General features: G+C 41.7%; 12 protein-coding genes, 1 tRNA gene and 1 riboswitch. Of the genes, 5 read left to right on the forward strand and 8 right to left on the reverse strand.

Annotation, left to right across the window (positions count from 1 at the left end):
• Position 1: 1 nt before the first annotated feature.
• Positions 2-2,008 (reverse strand): M13 family metallopeptidase, encoded by a 2,007-nt coding sequence (locus tag M9899_00890; GenBank protein ID MCO5112710.1) that lies wholly within the window; start codon positions 2,006-2,008, stop codon positions 2-4.
• A 131-nt stretch (positions 2,009-2,139) separates the two neighbouring features.
• Positions 2,140-2,250, forward strand: a riboswitch (TPP riboswitch).
• Between the two features lie 52 nt (positions 2,251-2,302).
• Here M9899_00890 and thiM point away from each other — a divergent pair.
• From thiM to thiD, 4 genes are all read left to right on the forward strand, one after another.
• Positions 2,303-3,115 carry a hydroxyethylthiazole kinase gene (thiM, locus tag M9899_00895; GenBank protein ID MCO5112711.1) on the forward strand — a complete coding sequence of 271 codons (813 nt, stop codon included), beginning with the start codon at positions 2,303-2,305 and terminating at the stop codon, positions 3,113-3,115.
• Positions 3,102-3,746, forward strand: coding sequence for a thiamine phosphate synthase (gene thiE, locus M9899_00900; GenBank protein MCO5112712.1), 645 nt, complete (start codon positions 3,102-3,104; stop codon positions 3,744-3,746). The genes thiM and thiE overlap by 14 nt, the downstream gene beginning before the upstream one ends.
• A complete protein-coding gene (thiL, locus tag M9899_00905) occupies positions 3,733-4,848 on the forward strand; it encodes a thiamine-phosphate kinase (GenBank protein ID MCO5112713.1) in 1,116 nt (371 codons plus the stop codon). Before thiE ends, thiL begins: the two co-directional genes overlap by 14 nt.
• Positions 4,849-4,920: 72 nt before the next feature.
• The gene (gene thiD, locus M9899_00910; GenBank protein ID MCO5112714.1) at positions 4,921-5,742 is read left to right on the forward strand and encodes a bifunctional hydroxymethylpyrimidine kinase/phosphomethylpyrimidine kinase; all 822 of its coding nucleotides are present in this window, start codon (positions 4,921-4,923) and stop codon (positions 5,740-5,742) included.
• Here the strand turns inward: thiD and M9899_00915 are convergent.
• The gene (locus M9899_00915; protein MCO5112715.1) at positions 5,739-6,704 is read right to left on the reverse strand and encodes a cell wall hydrolase; all 966 of its coding nucleotides are present in this window, start codon (positions 6,702-6,704) and stop codon (positions 5,739-5,741) included. The two genes, thiD and M9899_00915, sit on opposite strands and share 4 nt — an antisense overlap.
• 79 nt (positions 6,705-6,783) lie before the next feature.
• Entirely contained in the window at positions 6,784-7,149 is a 366-nt protein-coding gene (locus M9899_00920; GenBank protein ID MCO5112716.1) for an arsenate reductase family protein, read from the reverse strand.
• A 278-nt stretch (positions 7,150-7,427) separates the two neighbouring features.
• On the opposite strand from M9899_00920, the gene M9899_00925 reads away from it, so the two are divergent.
• Entirely contained in the window at positions 7,428-8,957 is a 1,530-nt protein-coding gene (locus M9899_00925) for a hypothetical protein (protein MCO5112717.1), read from the forward strand.
• A gap of 306 nt (positions 8,958-9,263) precedes the next feature.
• Here the strand turns inward: M9899_00925 and M9899_00930 are convergent.
• From M9899_00930 to M9899_00950, 5 genes are all read right to left on the reverse strand, one after another.
• Positions 9,264-9,353, reverse strand: a tRNA-Ser gene (locus tag M9899_00930).
• 81 nt (positions 9,354-9,434) lie between these two features.
• A complete protein-coding gene (gene sppA, locus M9899_00935) occupies positions 9,435-11,273 on the reverse strand; it encodes a signal peptide peptidase SppA (protein ID MCO5112718.1) in 1,839 nt (612 codons plus the stop codon).
• A gap of 14 nt (positions 11,274-11,287) precedes the next feature.
• Positions 11,288-12,541 carry a serine--tRNA ligase gene (gene serS / locus M9899_00940; protein ID MCO5112719.1) on the reverse strand — a complete coding sequence of 418 codons (1,254 nt, stop codon included), beginning with the start codon at positions 12,539-12,541 and terminating at the stop codon, positions 11,288-11,290.
• A 122-nt stretch (positions 12,542-12,663) separates the two neighbouring features.
• Positions 12,664-12,948 carry a hypothetical protein gene (locus tag M9899_00945; protein MCO5112720.1) on the reverse strand — a complete coding sequence of 95 codons (285 nt, stop codon included), beginning with the start codon at positions 12,946-12,948 and terminating at the stop codon, positions 12,664-12,666.
• A gap of 12 nt (positions 12,949-12,960) precedes the next feature.
• Positions 12,961-16,050, reverse strand: coding sequence for a tetratricopeptide repeat protein (locus M9899_00950; protein ID MCO5112721.1), 3,090 nt, complete (start codon positions 16,048-16,050; stop codon positions 12,961-12,963).
• Between the last annotated feature and the right edge of the window lie 147 nt (positions 16,051-16,197).

The raw sequence follows: 16,197 nt of genomic DNA on the forward strand, positions 1-16,197 counted from the left end.
ATTACCAAACTCGTATTCTGTCTTTTGGTGCTAAATACATTTTATCTTTAGGTGTGCATCCAAAGGCCTCATAAAACCCGTTGTGGTGGATCACTTGTTGGTTGATTCTTTCTTTGCCTAAAGCATGAGGATCAGTTTTAAGTTGGCGTTCAATATAAGATGGAGTGGCAACACCACACCACATCCTTGCATAAGCCACAAAGAATTTTTGCTGGTCTTCTTTAGAGGCCTTTTCCACTCCTGCAAACGCAGCATCATGAGAGAAGGTGATCCCCACATGATCTCCAATATTTTCACCTAAAGTCAGCTTACCGTCGTGTCCAATCTTATCAAATTGTTTAATAAACTTCGCTCCACGACTCTTAAATGTTTTAAGGTCTGCATCTGTAAACCACTTTCGCACCTTACCCTCAAAGTCATAGTCTGACCCTTTATCATCAATACCATGGCCCAACTCATGCCCTACTACTGTTCCAATCGCAGCGATATTTTCGATGTCACTTAAATCTGCTGAAAAGAAAGGAAACTGTAGAATACCTTGGGGCAAGACAAATTTATTGTCAGACGAAGAATAGTACGCATTCACATAAAGAGGCGACATCCACCAACGGTCTGGATTTCTAGGTTCTTTAAGTTCCGATAGGACCTTTTCAATACGAGTCTTTTTATAGAGTCTCGCATTGGCGTACACTTCGGTATCGCTGTACTTTTTAATGGGCATAAAGTTCCAGTCTTTATCCTTAAGTGGTTTTACCAAGTGTAATTTAGCAAATTTAATCTTTTTAATGGCTTCTTCTTTTGTGGAATCTGAAAGCCATGTGTTATTTTCAAGCCCTTTAATAATGGCTTCTCTGACAGTTTCACCCACTTTGATCGCACGGTCTTGTGGAAAATGAGGAAACAAGATATCTAACAGTTCATAATCCAACTCCATACCAAACTGCCCCATCACAAGTTTAGTACAACGCTCATGACGTTCTGATCTGACCGCTGGTCCTCCTAAAAACTTATGCTTAAAATCAAAATACTTTTGAAAAAATTCTGGATAGGAATCATCAAGATAATCCACCAAGCTGTGAAACGCATAAACGCTTTTAAGCTGCTCCAGAGGTGATTCAGCTAAAGCTTTATTTATAAATTCGTTGGTCTCTGGGACTACATCTATGAGAACAATATTTGCGGGGACTTGCTCTAACATTCTTTCAAACATGAGGTTAGGGTATTTTGCTAAAAAGTCTTCTCGTGAAATTTCTCTTTTCTCAGCAAAACGTCCTCTGATCTCACTGGGCAAAGGGGCCTTCAGCGCAAGTGCCTTTTCAAAATCCAAAACAAATTGGGCGCGTTTTTCTACATCGTCCATACCAATGGTCGTAAAAAATTCCATAAGAATTTTCTTAAACTCTGACATCAAGTCAGCCTTTGTATAATAACTACGCTCAGGAAGTGTTCGCATATCAGAAACTATAAACACATCGTTAAGTAATGGATTTTCTTTGTTGGCAATAGGTCCAAAATAAGTGAATGCCTCTAAACCTTGATCCACACGAGCCTGAGAAAGTTGAGCCAGTTCTTCCCATGATTGGATTTTACTTAACAGAGCCACTTCCTCTTTAACATAAGCGACCTCTTCTTTTCTTGCTTCTTCCGTATTCATACAAGCCGTATAAGTGCTTTTGAATTGCTGCCCTCTTTTATTTTTAGGTTTAAAGTCATTGATGTTTTCAAAAAATTTCTTTTTAGCATGAAGCAGTTTTTCTGCATTGTCTGAAAAAGAAAATATCCAGCGTTCTCTGTCATCAGGTAATTTAAATGCGTTTTCAACTTCAGAACACACGTACTGATGGAAGTCTTCACAGGCTCCCACCTTTTGGCTCAAAGGAAATTCTCTTTGTTGTGGGATAGATAACCCTTCATATAGTTTTTCTGCTGTGACCTTTTTTCCAGAATTTAAACACCCAGTTAAAATGACACTTGCTGCAAATGCAATAAGACTTAACTTTGTTTTCACCACATCTCCTCATGTTGAATACGCAAATATTCTAAATGAAGTCCTCTCATAAAGACAACACAAGTTCTTTTGAGAGTGTAAATGCAGAGCTGCGCAAAATTGACTTTAAGTACAGCTTACTCTATGTTGGCTCTATCCACGGGGAGCTGCACTGTATTGTGGCTGAGAGGTTGGAATGGCCCAACGACCCGATAACTTGATCCAGGTAATGCTGGCGAAAGGAGCTCAGGTGCACACTTTATTTTCTTTTAGCTTTCACATCGTTTTAATCACTCCGTTTTCATAGAGCATTTTATGAATTCCTCTGTCTCTAGATACAATGCTTTACATTGTGTGCGCACCACACATCCCTTGGTTCACAACATCACCAACTATGTGGTTATGAACTGGACGGCGAATTGTCTTCTGGCCGTGGGAGCCTCACCTCTTATGTCTCACGCCTTAGAAGAACAAGAAGCCATGACTCAGATTTGCCACGCACTGGTCATCAATATTGGAACGCTTGATGCACCTTGGGCTGCAAGTATGAAGGCGGCCATGTGCTCCGCTTACAAAAATGATAAACCGATCATCTTTGACCCCGTTGGCGCGGGGGCTTCTGCATTTAGAACTCAAACCTGTATGTCGTTACTTCGCTCAACTTCTCCCACGGTCATCCGTGGCAATGCTTCAGAAATACTGGCCTTAGCGGGACACTCATATACAAGCAGAGGTGTGGATAGCAATGAAGACTCAGCCGCCGCGATTGAGGCTGCAAAAAAGCTGGCCCAAGAATTTCAATGCGTGGTGTGTGTGAGTGGACACATAGACTACATTGTCAGCGCTAAACATATTGCCTGTGTGCACAATGGCCACGAGATGATGACTCGTGTGACAGGCATGGGATGCGCTGCCACAGCACTGATTGGGGCCTTCGTCGCCTTACAACCAGATTCTGTCTTTGAGGCTGTCCAGTCTGCTATGGTAGTCACTGGTGTGGCTGGTGAGCTTGCCCTACACCACAGTCACGGACCTGGAACTTTTCAAATTCATTATTTAGATGCCTTACATAATTTAACAGAAAAGTCTCTGACACGGATGCAAAGGATCACTTATGAATCCTTTTAATTCTGCGCAGCCTTTTTTGTATCTTGTTTTGGACCAAGACTATTGCTTACATCACTCTGCCTTTGATGTGGCACACATGGCGCTTCAAGCTGGGGTGAAAGCCGTGCAAATCCGTTCAAAGACTTTATCACCTTTAAAATTTTTAAAACTTGCTGAGACCATTAAACCCCTCTGTCAGAACGTAGGAGTACCCTTGATTATCAATGATGATTTAGATGTGGCTTTAGACGTTCAGGCTGATGGACTACATTTAGGACAGAAAGACACTTCCCCTTTTAAAGCACGAGAACTTTTTGATAGGAAAATGTTTATTGGTCTTTCTATTTCTAGCTTACAAGAAGCCAAAGACGCTCAGGGTTCGCCTATTGACTATTTGGGTATAGGACCTTTGTGGCACACACAAACAAAAGCCATCACACCTCTGACTTCATTAAATGAGTTTAAAAATATCTGCAACCTCTTTCCAGATAAACCTCATATCGCTATCGGTGGCATTCACACGCATAATATTTCTACCGTCAAAAATTTAGGGGCATCAGGCATTGCTGTTGTCTCTGCGATCTGTAGCGCACCAGACCCTTATGCAGCCACACTAGAATTATTAGGAGTCTTAAATCATGATACTTTCTGATATTGGTGAATTGAATTTGATTTCGCTTTTAAGTTCTGAACTTAAGCAGACTTTACCCTCTCAGTATGTAGGCATAGGTGATGATGCTGCCGTTATTCCCTTAAGTCACACACATTCTCTTGTTATAACTACTGATCTTCTGACTGAGAACGTTCACTTTTTAAAACACCTGATCTCACCCAAAGACCTTGGGCATAAATCCCTTGCCGTCAATCTGAGTGATATCGCCGCAATGGGTGGAGTGCCACAATCTGCTTTCATTTCTTTAGCACTCCCCATTTCCACTTCTGTAGAGTGGGTCAAAGAGGTTTACCAAGGAGTCTCTGAACTTGCTCAAAAGCATAACGTTTTAATTTTAGGTGGCGACACGACCAAATCACCCAAAGGCATCGTGATCAACATTACACTTGTGGGAACTATCAAAACTTCACAATGTAAGTTGCGCAGCCAAGCCCAAATCGGGGATATTATTTGTGTTACAGGTCATTTAGGGGATTCCGCCGCAGGACTAAGACTGCTATTAGAAACCCCATCCTCAAAAGTCACAACAGATGCTGCCCTCATACAAACAACCTCACCCTTCGCACGCGATACCCGACCCACACCATTTACTGATACTGATCAGACACACAAAGACAGATCCATAACAAGAACAAATTATAAATCATCTTTGATACAGCAACATATACGCCCCTATCCTTTTATCCATGAGAGTCAGTGGTTAGCTCAACATCCTGATGTACACGCCATGATGGATCTTTCTGATGGGCTGCATTTAGATTTACCTAAAATTCTTGAGCAGTCCTCTTGCGGAGCAGAGATAGAACTGAGTCATCTACCACTTTCAAAAGCTTTAATCTCTGTAGCACAAGAATATGGTTGGGATAAATTTGAGTTGGCTCTGTCAGGAGGTGAAGATTACTGTTTACTTTTGACTGTGGCTCCAGAAAATTTTGCTACATTAGTTGAAGGCTATAATAAAAAATTCAACACCTCATTGTGGCCTATCGGAAAAATTCTACCTCAAACCTTATCCCTGACTTACACCTACCAAAATAAACCCCACCCCATCTCGCTCAAAGGATTTGAGCACTTTAAATAAAAATTTGAAATGAATTTATGGATTTGAGTTGAACTCATCCTTAACCCTCATGAATAAAAAAAAGGAGACTTTATGACCACTCGGCGATACCTCACCGCATTGACCATTGCAGGCTCAGACTCTGGAGGGGGCGCAGGCATTCAGGCTGATTTAAAAACTTTTTCTGCGATAGGTATATATGGAATGTCTGTTCTTACGGCTTTAACCGCTCAAAACACAAAACAGGTCACCGCTATTTATGATGTCAGTTCCAGATTTGTCACAGAACAAATCGACACTGTTTTTGAAGACATGACCATTGATGCTGTTAAAATTGGAATGTTACAAAGAACAGACATCATTGATGTGGTTGCGGATCGTCTTATATTTTATAAGCCAACACACATCGTGATCGATCCCGTGATGGTTGCCAAAAGCAAAGACCTTTTACTTGAGCCTTCTGCCGTTAGCACACTGAAACAACGACTCTTACCGCTTGCTACTCTTCTTACTCCCAATATTCCCGAAGCAGAAGTGTTATTAAATATGAAGATCTCTTCTACGCAAGACATGGCTCAAGCGGCTCTTTTATTACTGGAACTTGGGCCCGAAGCTGTTGTGATGAAAGGCGGTCATTTAGACGACCCGTTGGCCCACGATCTGCTGCTGACCAAGGCAGCGCCCCACTCGCCACAATGGATAAGTACTCCAAGAATACACACTCTCAATACACATGGTACTGGGTGCACATTTTCGTCTGCCATGACTGCGTATCTGGCAAGTGGCCTCAGTATTGAAAGGGCTTTTTTTCACGCTAAGGATTTTATTTCTAAAGCCATTCAAAACGGATCAAAGTTAAGACTGGGCCACGGGCATGGTCCTGTCTGTCACTTTGAAAATTTAAAATCTATTTAGTTTGTTCCGCTCTGAGTTCTAGGGTTGGGTCTTGGACGTGGGTGCGGAAACGGAATTGAAGGCTGTTGTAGTCCATCAGCTAAATTTAATTCGTCCTCACTGCATGCTTTATAAAAAACATGGGATAAACTGTTTCCAGATGGGCCAGCCGCAACTCTGTTATTCAATGTTTTATACATTTCTCGACAAGACTTCGCCCAAGCTGAATCTTGCTCTGCACCTGGTGTCAGGTAGTAAGAAGCAAAGTACTTTTTTCTGTCTCTTAAAGCTTCTTTAGCTGCTTGGGTACAGCTACGAATCAATTTACCTTTAGGCGAGTTGTCATGTTGTGTAGGTGGCGCTAAGACAGTATTGATCTTATGGTTCGGGTCTGAAGCATCTTCGTTTTTACAGTTTTGAGTCCCATCTGCACAGTTGTCATTCCAAAGTCTAATCCAGCTGAACTGGGCTCTTCCAGAAGCACTTCTCTCGTGCACAACACCACACACACTATTGGCAAAACTTGGATTTAAAACCCGTGAAGTGACCACTTTAGCCACCATAACACGTTCTTCGTGACTGATATTTTTTCTTGTGTTGCCATCGGCACCTGTCTCAAAATAACAGTTACAGATGAGGCACTGTAGATCGTCACCTGACTTGCCATCACATTTATATTTATTGGCCTCTTCAGGCGAGAGTTGGGCTTGCTCTGTGTAATTTCTTAAAAAGTCCTCTTCTTCGACTTCCTTGTCACCCACATAATAAAAAACAGGAGGGTTATTGGGATCAAAGCCAATGCCTCCAAAACCATAAAAACACTTTTCAGCCTTTACCCTTTTATTGTTACTTTTACTAGTAGCAATAATCGGTTCACATTGCTGGATGGCTCTTGTTGTGCTTCCCTCTTCGATGAACTCTTCGTTTTCATTTGCAAAAACGCTGTAATTAAAGAGAACCGTAATAACAAATATCCATTTCATAAAATCTCTCTTGCAAATCTGTACAAAAGGCTAAACGGTCGTTTTGAGATTTTACTTAATATATTAAAATGAGACGGTTTTAGAAAATTTCACTCCAAACGTCCTCTTTAAAGCCTACAGTGCCTTTGCCCTTTGCAAGCACGAAGGGACGTTTGATCAATTTGCCATTTTTGGACAAAAGCTTTAGAGCTTCAGACTCACTCATCCCCGCCTTAAGTTTGTCAGAGACTTTCAACATTCGGTACTGCTCGCCCGAAGTATTGAAGAGATGTTTTAGGTCTCCACCCCGCTCTCTGATGTGTGAAAGCATTGTTTTTAGCTCTTGCAAGGAGGGTGGCTGCTCTACAATAGGTAAAGCCGTATAAGCAATATCATTATTTTCTAGCCACTTTTTAGCCTTCTGACAGGTGCTACAATTTTTGTATTCATAAACTTTAAGTGCCATACGATCTCCATTGTTCAGTATTATGAGACTGAACCCTTCCTGTAAATTTGTCTAGGAATCCGATGTCTTGATCTCTACTGAAATGATTATAAGTGATATTGAATTTTTTAATTTTTTAATTTTTAAAGCAGGTCGAACCGTAATCTAAACAAAACCATACTTGCCAAATGAGCGCTCTTATAACTCACCAAGTTAATGCTATATTTTGCATTTACAGTCTAATTTTGTTTCCAAAACATCTTTATTGGTACTACAATTTGGTCGAGAGGGGTGTTTCTGTGAAAATCACATTTAAACTTATTCTTTGTAGTGTACCCTTGTTTTTTGCATCTTGTAGCAGCAAGAAGGGAAGTGACATTAAGAGCTGCGCCCCGCCACCATCAGCCTTTTTATTTAATTACGAAATTGAACGCAACGGTCTTGGTGAGGCTGAGAAAATTTTTATCCATAGTCCAGATAATGACCCAAATAAAAAACTACGGCTTTATATTTTCCCTTGGTCGGCCCGCGCAGGAACACCTCACACAGGCCATGCTGGGGATGACGGTAAAGCCAATATGATGGCGAATTTTAATCACACAGATAATGAATCCCATTTGGTAGAAGTATCTGGTGATGGCAAGGGGGATGATGATGGTATTTGTGAGGCGGGTGAAGATTGTGGCCTGCAAACAAGTTGGGTAATGGCTGCACGTCCGCATCTTATTTCGCCTTCTGACGATTTTAAAATTACCCGAGTGGCACTCATTGACATTTATCCACCAGACTTTATCTACATCGGAACGTCGAACCATTGGCGAATTGAAGGCACAATATGCCAATACCATTATTCCTTCAGACACATTGGTTGGGTGGGCCCCGATCTTCGTGCCAAAATGATCGCTCAAGGTCTACCAGATCCTGATACCTATACGGGCCCACTGGACACCAATTTACTGACAAAACCAATTCTTTTAGATGAAGGAGAGAGTGTCGCAATACCTCATATCATAGGTAATGTGTCGCCGCATGACTCTAATATTATTCTATCTCACAAAACGGATTATGAAAAAATACCAAGAGCACAAATTGAAATTCCCACTCGAGATTTAATAAAAAAAGCAGCGGTTCCCATTTACTCTTGGCAAACTTTTGAGCTGCAACAGGATTTAACAAACATTTTACAAAAAGAGATGTTAAACAGCAGCTCAGTTTATTATGACTATTCCAAACCATATATACAAAGATGGCTGATTCAAGCTGAAGCCGAGCTTTGGACTGTCCCTATGGCTTCACAGGACAAATACAACGGCATTATTGAAAATGCGACAGGTGTGTACGAGAAACCACCTGGAGATTGCTCGGCGGCTGCCGCCCATCCTAATCGTGAGCTTTGTGATGACTCCGTGGCCATTTGGCCCATTGCTAAAGGGAATGTAGTTTATGACTCTTCGCTTTACGACAGTCCCGATGTTTCATATTTAGCCCTTAAAAGTAAGGCCATCGTACCCGAAGATCCAGATAACTATTTTTATGGTGAAATCCTATATCCTACTAGCGACTTGGGCCTTGAGGGCGATTTATTTTTTAAATGGAGACAAAAAAGTTATTGGATAAACCATGGTCCGAATTATCAAAAGGCCAGCTACGCTTTTATTCCATCACAAAAGATTTTTAAAATTCACTGGGGGATAGAGTCTCCAAATCGAGTTTATGTTGAAGGATTGCCCTATCCAGAGAATCCAAAAAATTTGCCTTGTGATGGAACTGCCGTTGTTTGCTACGATCGCACGTTTCGGCCCGATGGGGTAAGGCGTCCTGGTTACTAGGTTCATATTCGATGCGAGTATGGTTTGCTTGATAGCATGTCTGTTTATGCGCAGTTAGGTTGGACAGAACAGTCAGGCTTTAATGGTTTATCTGGCGGAGCAGCACCAGTAAAAGCTGGGGTCATTTTTGCCCTCATGTTGGAATTGGTATTTTGTACTCTCGACTTTATATGGTTTCACTCACCATGAAGAGAGTTGAACCGATTTTGAAAGATTCCATCTAAGGGAGCCAAGCCCTTTAAGTTATTTCAACTAGTTAGTTTTGTTGGTTAATGACTAAATTGGTTTTTTGCGATTGCAGAAGTTTGGCGGAGAGAGGGGGATTCGAACCCCCGAGACCCGCAAAGGCCCGCCAGTTTTCAAGACTGGTGCATTCAACCACTCTGCCATCTCTCCATCTACCGTTCTATTGGTTTTCAAGAGAGTATTCAACGATTTTTATTCAGCAAAGCGGCTGTTTGATGCGTTCCGCCTTAATTATCTAATCTGTAAAGCAGGGGCTATAGCCCAAACTCGATCCGCCTCTTTGACGGGTTGGTAAGTTGCATTTTTATTGAGCAAAGTTTGAGCAAAAATTTTCATTTCTTCAGGTAACTTTTGAAGAAAAGAATAGTGAATCATTCCAGAAAATAGGAAACCAAAACTCATCTCTGATCTCATCTCTTTGACTCTGTAACTGTCGGTGATCTTTAACTCTTCGGCTAAGGTGGCTATGGCATCCTCTAGGTTCCCCAACTCATCCACAAGGCCAATCTGTTTGGCTTGTGTTCCTGACCAGACACGTCCCTGAGCAATATTGTGAACATCTTGATATGTATCCATCTCGCGCCCTGACTGCACCACTTCAATAAATCTTCTGTAAACACGATTAGTGTCTTCTTGGAAAAAATGAACCTCTTGCGGTGACATCGTACGCACAGCTGAACCTCGATCTGCATAAGGGTGGCTCACGACCCTATCAAAACTTAGACCCAATTTTTCATTGGCCCCTTTTTGCACATCCATCAGCACGCTGTACACACCAATTGAACCCGTAATGGTATTGGGGTGCGCATAAATCTTTTCAGCAGCTACACCCACATAGTATCCACCTGAAGCCGCCACATCACCAAAGGACGCGTACACGGGCTTGATCTCTCTTAGTCTTTTAATCTCAGACCAGATCACATCTGAAGCTAAGGCACTGCCACCAGGGCTATTTACCCGAACGATGACACCCTTTACGTTCTTGTCGTATTTAGCTTTTTGAATTTGGCTGACAATATCATCAGAGCCCGTCGTCTCTTCGTTGCTTTTGCCAGGCATGATCACACCCTCAACCTGGATCAATGCAATGACATCTTCGGTCTTATCCTCACTTGTTTTGGAAACCTGAAACAGTTCTGCAGGGGAGCCCATGTCATCAAACATATCCCCTTTGTTCGCCATCAAATATCTGCTCAGTCCCACAAGACGATCATAATCTTTTTTCTTGATTTCATCGTTAGCTTTTACAATCAAAAACTCTTCAAAAATTTCTGATCTTAGTTTTAAACCATCAATCATTCCTTTTTCTAGGGCCTCTTCAGCCGTGCGCACTTCAAGATGCTCCGCCATTTTCTCTACATCTTGCGGGTCCAATTTTCTGGATGTAGTTACAGCCGAAATGAGCTCTTGCCATAGATCATCCACCAAAGCCGACACTTGTATGCGGCTGGCTTCACTCATCTCAGTTTGAATAAAAGGTTCAACGGCAGACTTGTATTTGCCCACTCTAAAGATCACGGGTTTTACGCCCAACTTTTCAAATAATCTTTTGTAAAACATAGGCACTGTTGCAATCCCATCCCAAGCAAATTCACCTTTGGGGTGCATAAAAACTTTATCCGCAACAGAAGCCAGATAATAAGTGCCTTCAGTGTAATAATCCCCGTAAGCATAAATAAATTTTGAGGATAATTTAAATTTCTCAAGAGCTTCACGAACGGCCTTTGTTGTACTCCATCCCAAAGGGGCTGTTGAACTTAAATCCAAGTAAATTCCATTGATCTTGCTATCTTGGGCTGCATAGTCGATAGCTTGGGTCACCTGTCTTAGAGTTGGAGCGTGGAACGTCCCAAGGAGATAAGACCACTCATCTCTACGTTCACGAAGAGGCTGTTGGAAATTGAGCACCAATACACTTTGATCTTCAATCTTTGAAACGCCTTTGGATGACATCTGGCCCATATATGAAAAAATCCCAGCAACAATAATCACAAAGAACATAAAACAGAAAAACAGACCCACAATAGAGCCGATGACTGTGGCCACGATGTATTTAAACATGTCTCTCATACCCTAACCCCTTATTAGATGCGCTCAAGCCCATTTAAGTATGGCCTTAAAACTTTTGGAACGGTAATACTTCCGTCCTCATTTTGATAATTTTCATAGATAGCAATCAAAGTTCTGCCCACGGCAAGCCCAGAACCATTTAGTGTGTGGCAAAACTGAGGTTTCGCTTTAGGGTCTTTAGACCTAAATCTAATTCCTGCTCTGCGTGCCTGGAAAGAACCAAAATTAGAACACGAACTGATTTCACGATACGCATTCTGTCCTGGCAGCCATACGTTGATATCATAACATTTTTGCGCACCAAAACTAATGTCGCCTGTGCACAAACTCACCACTTGATAGTGCAACTCTAACTTTTGCAAAATGCTTTCGGCTTCGCTAAGAAGCTTTTCATGCTGAGCTTCTGATTCTTCGGGATGACAAATTTTAACAAGCTCTACTTTATTAAACTGATGCTGTCTGATTAAACCCTTTGTGTCTCGCCCGTAACTTCCCGCTTCAGATCTGAAGCAAGGAGTGTACGCCGTAAACAATTTTGGCAGTTGGGCTTCATCTAAAATTTCTTCTCGATGGTAATTCGTCAGTGGAACTTCAGCTGTGGGGATCAGAAAATAATCAAACCCCTCTAGCTTAAACAAATCCTCTTTAAACTTTGGTAAATTACTAGTTCCATACAGACTGTCTGAATTCACCATAAAAGGTGGGACAAATTCTTCGTATCCGTGTTCTGTGGCATGAGTATCTAGCATCAATTGAATCAAGGCTCTTTCAAGCTTAGCCGCACCACCTTTTAAAAACGCAAATCTAGCACCTGTGACTTGTCCTGCTTTAGTGAAATCCATGGTTCCATTTTTTTCTCCAAGCACATAATGCTCAAGAGGTTTAAATGCAAACTCTGGTTTGGCTCCCCATTCTTTTACAAGCTGGTTGTCTTCTTCGGATTTGCCCACTGGGACTTCTTTGGCACACTGATTGGGAATGATCGATAACTCGTATTTAAGTTTTTGATCTAATTCATCCGCTTCTTGCATTAAAGCTTTTACGGCTTTGGATATCTCTTGGGTCTTACTGATGATGTCTGAAGCATCTTGTTTATTTTTCTTTAGCTCTGCCACCTGCTTACTGATCGCATTGAGTTCTGCTTTTTGCGTATCCGCTTCAAATACTTTTTTCTTACGAGCCTCATTCATCTCAAGAATTTTATCCACAGCACTAGGATCAGCACCTCTATGGGACAGATTTTGCTTATAAACTTCTCTTGGAAGCATACCCCATTTTTCATCTAATTTGTCAGACTCAAGCCACTTAAGGTCGATCACAGTTGCCTCCCTGGTTGCAACAGCCTACATTTACCACACTAATTGCTATGGATCACGCTGGCATTTGTATTTTATAGCTTCGGAGCTAAATTTATATACATGCCTAAGAGCAATAACAAGAAAACAAAAAAGGAGTCAAAGACAAGAATTTTCATCAATCCCGCTCGTCCCAAGGCCTTCAAGAACAGCCCCGCAAAGACTACTCCCACAAAGATAAAGCCAAAGGTATCATACCCTATCAACTGTCTTCCAACTAAAGACACCACAAACCCAACAAAAAATGCGGATAAGGATTTTACTAAAAAGTGGAGGGCCTTCTTTTTTATATTTCCGTTGCGACTGTATTCACTATCCAAAGCTGTGTCCTTTTAATCAATCTTCGTTTCCAGACTTCTCATACGCCCTACAATCTGATCTCTATCCTTCGCGTTGGGATTGAGGATGAGATATCTTTTGTAGGCTTCCATGGCTAAAGGAAAATCCCCTTTTTGCTCAAAAATAAGTCCATTTTCTCGCCACACCACAGGGTTACCTGGCTCTAAGTTAATGGCCTTTTCCACCATTTTTTGGGCTTTATCCAAATCTCCAGAAAAACGATAACATCTAGATAAATCAATATAGACCGTGCCCTGCGGTGGGGCAATATCAATGGCCTGCTGGTAAGCGCCTGCACATAATTTATGATAGGAGATCATCTTAGCATAGGTGGCCCGTTTTTCATTCTCTAGATGTTTGGCATTCTCCTCTGTGATCGTCTCGTTATTCAGATTCCCCAATGCCCCTCTTTGGGACTCGCCTAAATTAAAGTAAATTTGGGCCGATAAAATATAGGGTTCGTAATTATCTGGATAGTTTCGAATCTCTTCTTGAGCCTCTTTAAGAGCCTCCTCCAGTTTACCTTGTGCATAATAAACCTGAGCCATATTCAAATAAACATTGGGATACCTTGGGTTAATGGCCAGAATACGCCTGAACTGCTTGATGGCCTCGTCAAACTGTCGCCCTTCAATATAAATCTTGCCCGCTTCAAAAAGTGGTTCCGCATCCGAGGGGTCCACACCATGTGCATCAAGAAAGTAGTTCAGCGCTTGATCCTTTTGACCTCGCTCCTTAAGAACCTTCCCCAAAACCATATAAGCACTCTTGGCTTTAGCATCAAATTGCAGAGCCTCTCGCGCCACTCGTTCTGCTTCTTGTAGTTTCTGGTCCTCATATAAGACCTCAGCCAAAGCCACACGGTATGCGGGCTCAAGCGGGAAACTGTTGATCCTATTTGTTAGATACTCCATAGAGGAAAAGATACCTTGGCTTTTATAAAGAACCTTACCGTGAGTGGTGTGCACTTCTACGTTACGCGAATCGTTTTCGCCTGCGCGCACAATATACTGGAAGGCCTTATCATTATCACCCAAATCCAATAATGCTTTAGCCATCAAAATGAGTGTGCCCGTGTCGGCATCATAAATCTTTAAGGCCTCATTACAGTAGCCGACGGCTAATTTTGGATTTCCTCTTTTAAGCTCCAAAGAAGCTAGGCCCCTAAATATTTCATAACTTCTCGGCGCTCTGTTTCTGCCTTTTAATAATACTTTCAGTGCAGCATCAAAATCATAACGAGCAATATAAAAACTGGCGGCTGTCACATAGGCTTCGATCAGTGTCGGATCAGCCAAAATAGCATTTTCAATCCAACGAATCGCATCCATGGAAAAGCTCAGCTCCCACAAACACTGAGCTGTTTTAAGTGCTGCATACCCGTTTTGCGGATCTAACTTGTAAGCCTCTTTAAAAAAGGCCTGAGCAGTAGCACACCCTGACTCTTGCAAACTCTGTTCACCCTCAATCACAAGTTGCTGCGCTAATACTTTTTTACGTCCTACTTTATTGTTTCCACCCAGTTCAATAGCAAGGTTTTTAGCAATGGTATTTCCAGGGTTATAGTTATAGGCGGCCACAGCGTATTCTAAAGCGGCTTTCCTGTTCTTTTCACTGAGTGCCACCTCTGCTAACACCAAGTAGGCTTCTGAAAGTTTCTTTTTATTAGCTTTATTATTAGCCACTAGCATAAAGGCTTTCTGTAGAGTGCTCTTTGAGACTTTTGGTTTTCTAAATGCCCGATACTCCAAAACACCCTTGATGAGCATCGCATCGACGAATGCAGGATTGATGGCTAAAATTCTTTGAGCTGACTTATAGGCTTCATTAGATTTACCCAACTCTTTTTGCACATCTGCCAAAGCCTGCCACATCACTGTAAACTCGTTGTTACTCGTTTGAGTAGAAAGCGCTTGGCTTCGAGCAATGGCAGCACTTAAATACCCTTCAGCAGAAATAAGATCTCTACGGGAGGCCTTAAGGTATCCATTAAAATAACTGAACGTCACGTTGGACGCGCCCTCTTCACTATCTAAGACGTCATCTACAACTTTTTGAGCTTCTTGGTACTGAGCTCTCACCATAAAATCAACAAACCGACAGGTTTTCCCTTGAAAACCAAAACGATCTACTGAGGTTGCTTTTTTTGTAACAACACTTACTGCGTTGAGATCTCTTGAGTTCTTTTCTGTGTAATCCCAAAGATGAAAATATGAAAAGCAAAGTAGTGCTAATGCTTCTTTGTTATTTGCTGTACTTTCTAAAACTTGAATCAACTCATTTTGTGCATCCCTAAAATCTGCAAAGGTACCTTGTCTGATTTTTGCATAGGCCAAGGTGACTTTGCTCTCTTCAAGCTCCCTTGCAATTTTATTTTGGTTAAACCTTGGTGGTCGAAGTTTAAACTCGTCTCCAGTAATAGAATCTACTTTCTCTGGCCAGAAAAAATACGCCGCAGCAGTTAAAGCCATGAGAATAATCGCAATCCCGAAATATCTATTATACTTCTCAACCAGTGTTATCTTTTGATGTTTTTGAATATCAAAAACATCTTTCTGCGAAAAAAGGGCGGCAGGACTGGCTTTGGCTTTTGCCCCTTCTGTTGTCACAATTTGTTTTTCTGTCGTTGTGATACCACTTGGGACTTCCGCAATAATAGGCTTTGTGATTCTTGAAGTCTCATCTCCGTAGCCCGTATCTTTGGGAGCCTCAATGGCTAAAGTTTTTGTGTTCTCATCATTATTTAAAACCGCGGTCTTATCTGAAGTCGAAGTTTGAGTGATGGACTTAGTTTTGCTGTTACTTTTTTCAGTAATACTTTTGCTTGTAGAATTCGTAGATGTCACCTTTGGACTCTCAGCAGGTTCAGAGGAACGTCCACGCCGATTCCCTGACAGCGCGTTAAGCAGCTCGTCAAAAAAGGCCACTTCTTTAGTAACAGAAATCCATTTGCCTTCTGGATAGGCAGCTACAGAATCCTCTTCTGTAATTAAACCTTGGTGAATTCTTTGTATGACCTCTGAGGTATCAAAGGGTCCTGCAATTCTTCCCAGGGCGTCTCTTGTGATCCACTTTTGTGCCATCTCACTCCAGTTCCAAAACGGTTTTCAGCTCCAGACTGGAACCAACCCGTAACATCTTAATATTACTTGTCTTTTTTGTATACATACGAAGTCGCTTCTAGACCTGGTTCCAAAGTCATACTTTTATTCTAAACAACTTATTCCCAA

This window comes from Pseudobdellovibrionaceae bacterium, assembly GCA_023954155.1.
In the GTDB taxonomy this organism is placed as follows: domain Bacteria; phylum Bdellovibrionota; class Bdellovibrionia; order Bdellovibrionales; family UBA1609; genus JAMLIO01.

Bases quoted from the DNA above. Each gene is read 5' to 3' on its own strand.
- serS (MCO5112719.1), bottom strand. From the start codon at position 12,541: ATGCTTCCAAGAGAAGTTTATAAGCAAAATCTGTCCCATAGAGGTGCT.
- M9899_00915 (MCO5112715.1), bottom strand. From the start codon at position 6,704: ATGAAATGGATATTTGTTATTACGGTTCTCTTTAATTACAGCGTTTTT.
- thiE (MCO5112712.1), top strand. From the start codon at position 3,102: ATGAATCCTTTTAATTCTGCGCAGCCTTTTTTGTATCTTGTTTTGGAC.
- sppA (MCO5112718.1), bottom strand. From the start codon at position 11,273: ATGAGAGACATGTTTAAATACATCGTGGCCACAGTCATCGGCTCTATT.
- thiD (MCO5112714.1), top strand. From the start codon at position 4,921: ATGACCACTCGGCGATACCTCACCGCATTGACCATTGCAGGCTCAGAC.
- thiL (MCO5112713.1), top strand. From the start codon at position 3,733: ATGATACTTTCTGATATTGGTGAATTGAATTTGATTTCGCTTTTAAGT.
- M9899_00920 (MCO5112716.1), bottom strand. From the start codon at position 7,149: ATGGCACTTAAAGTTTATGAATACAAAAATTGTAGCACCTGTCAGAAG.
- M9899_00950 (MCO5112721.1), bottom strand. From the start codon at position 16,050: ATGGCACAAAAGTGGATCACAAGAGACGCCCTGGGAAGAATTGCAGGA.
- thiM (MCO5112711.1), top strand. From the start codon at position 2,303: ATGAATTCCTCTGTCTCTAGATACAATGCTTTACATTGTGTGCGCACC.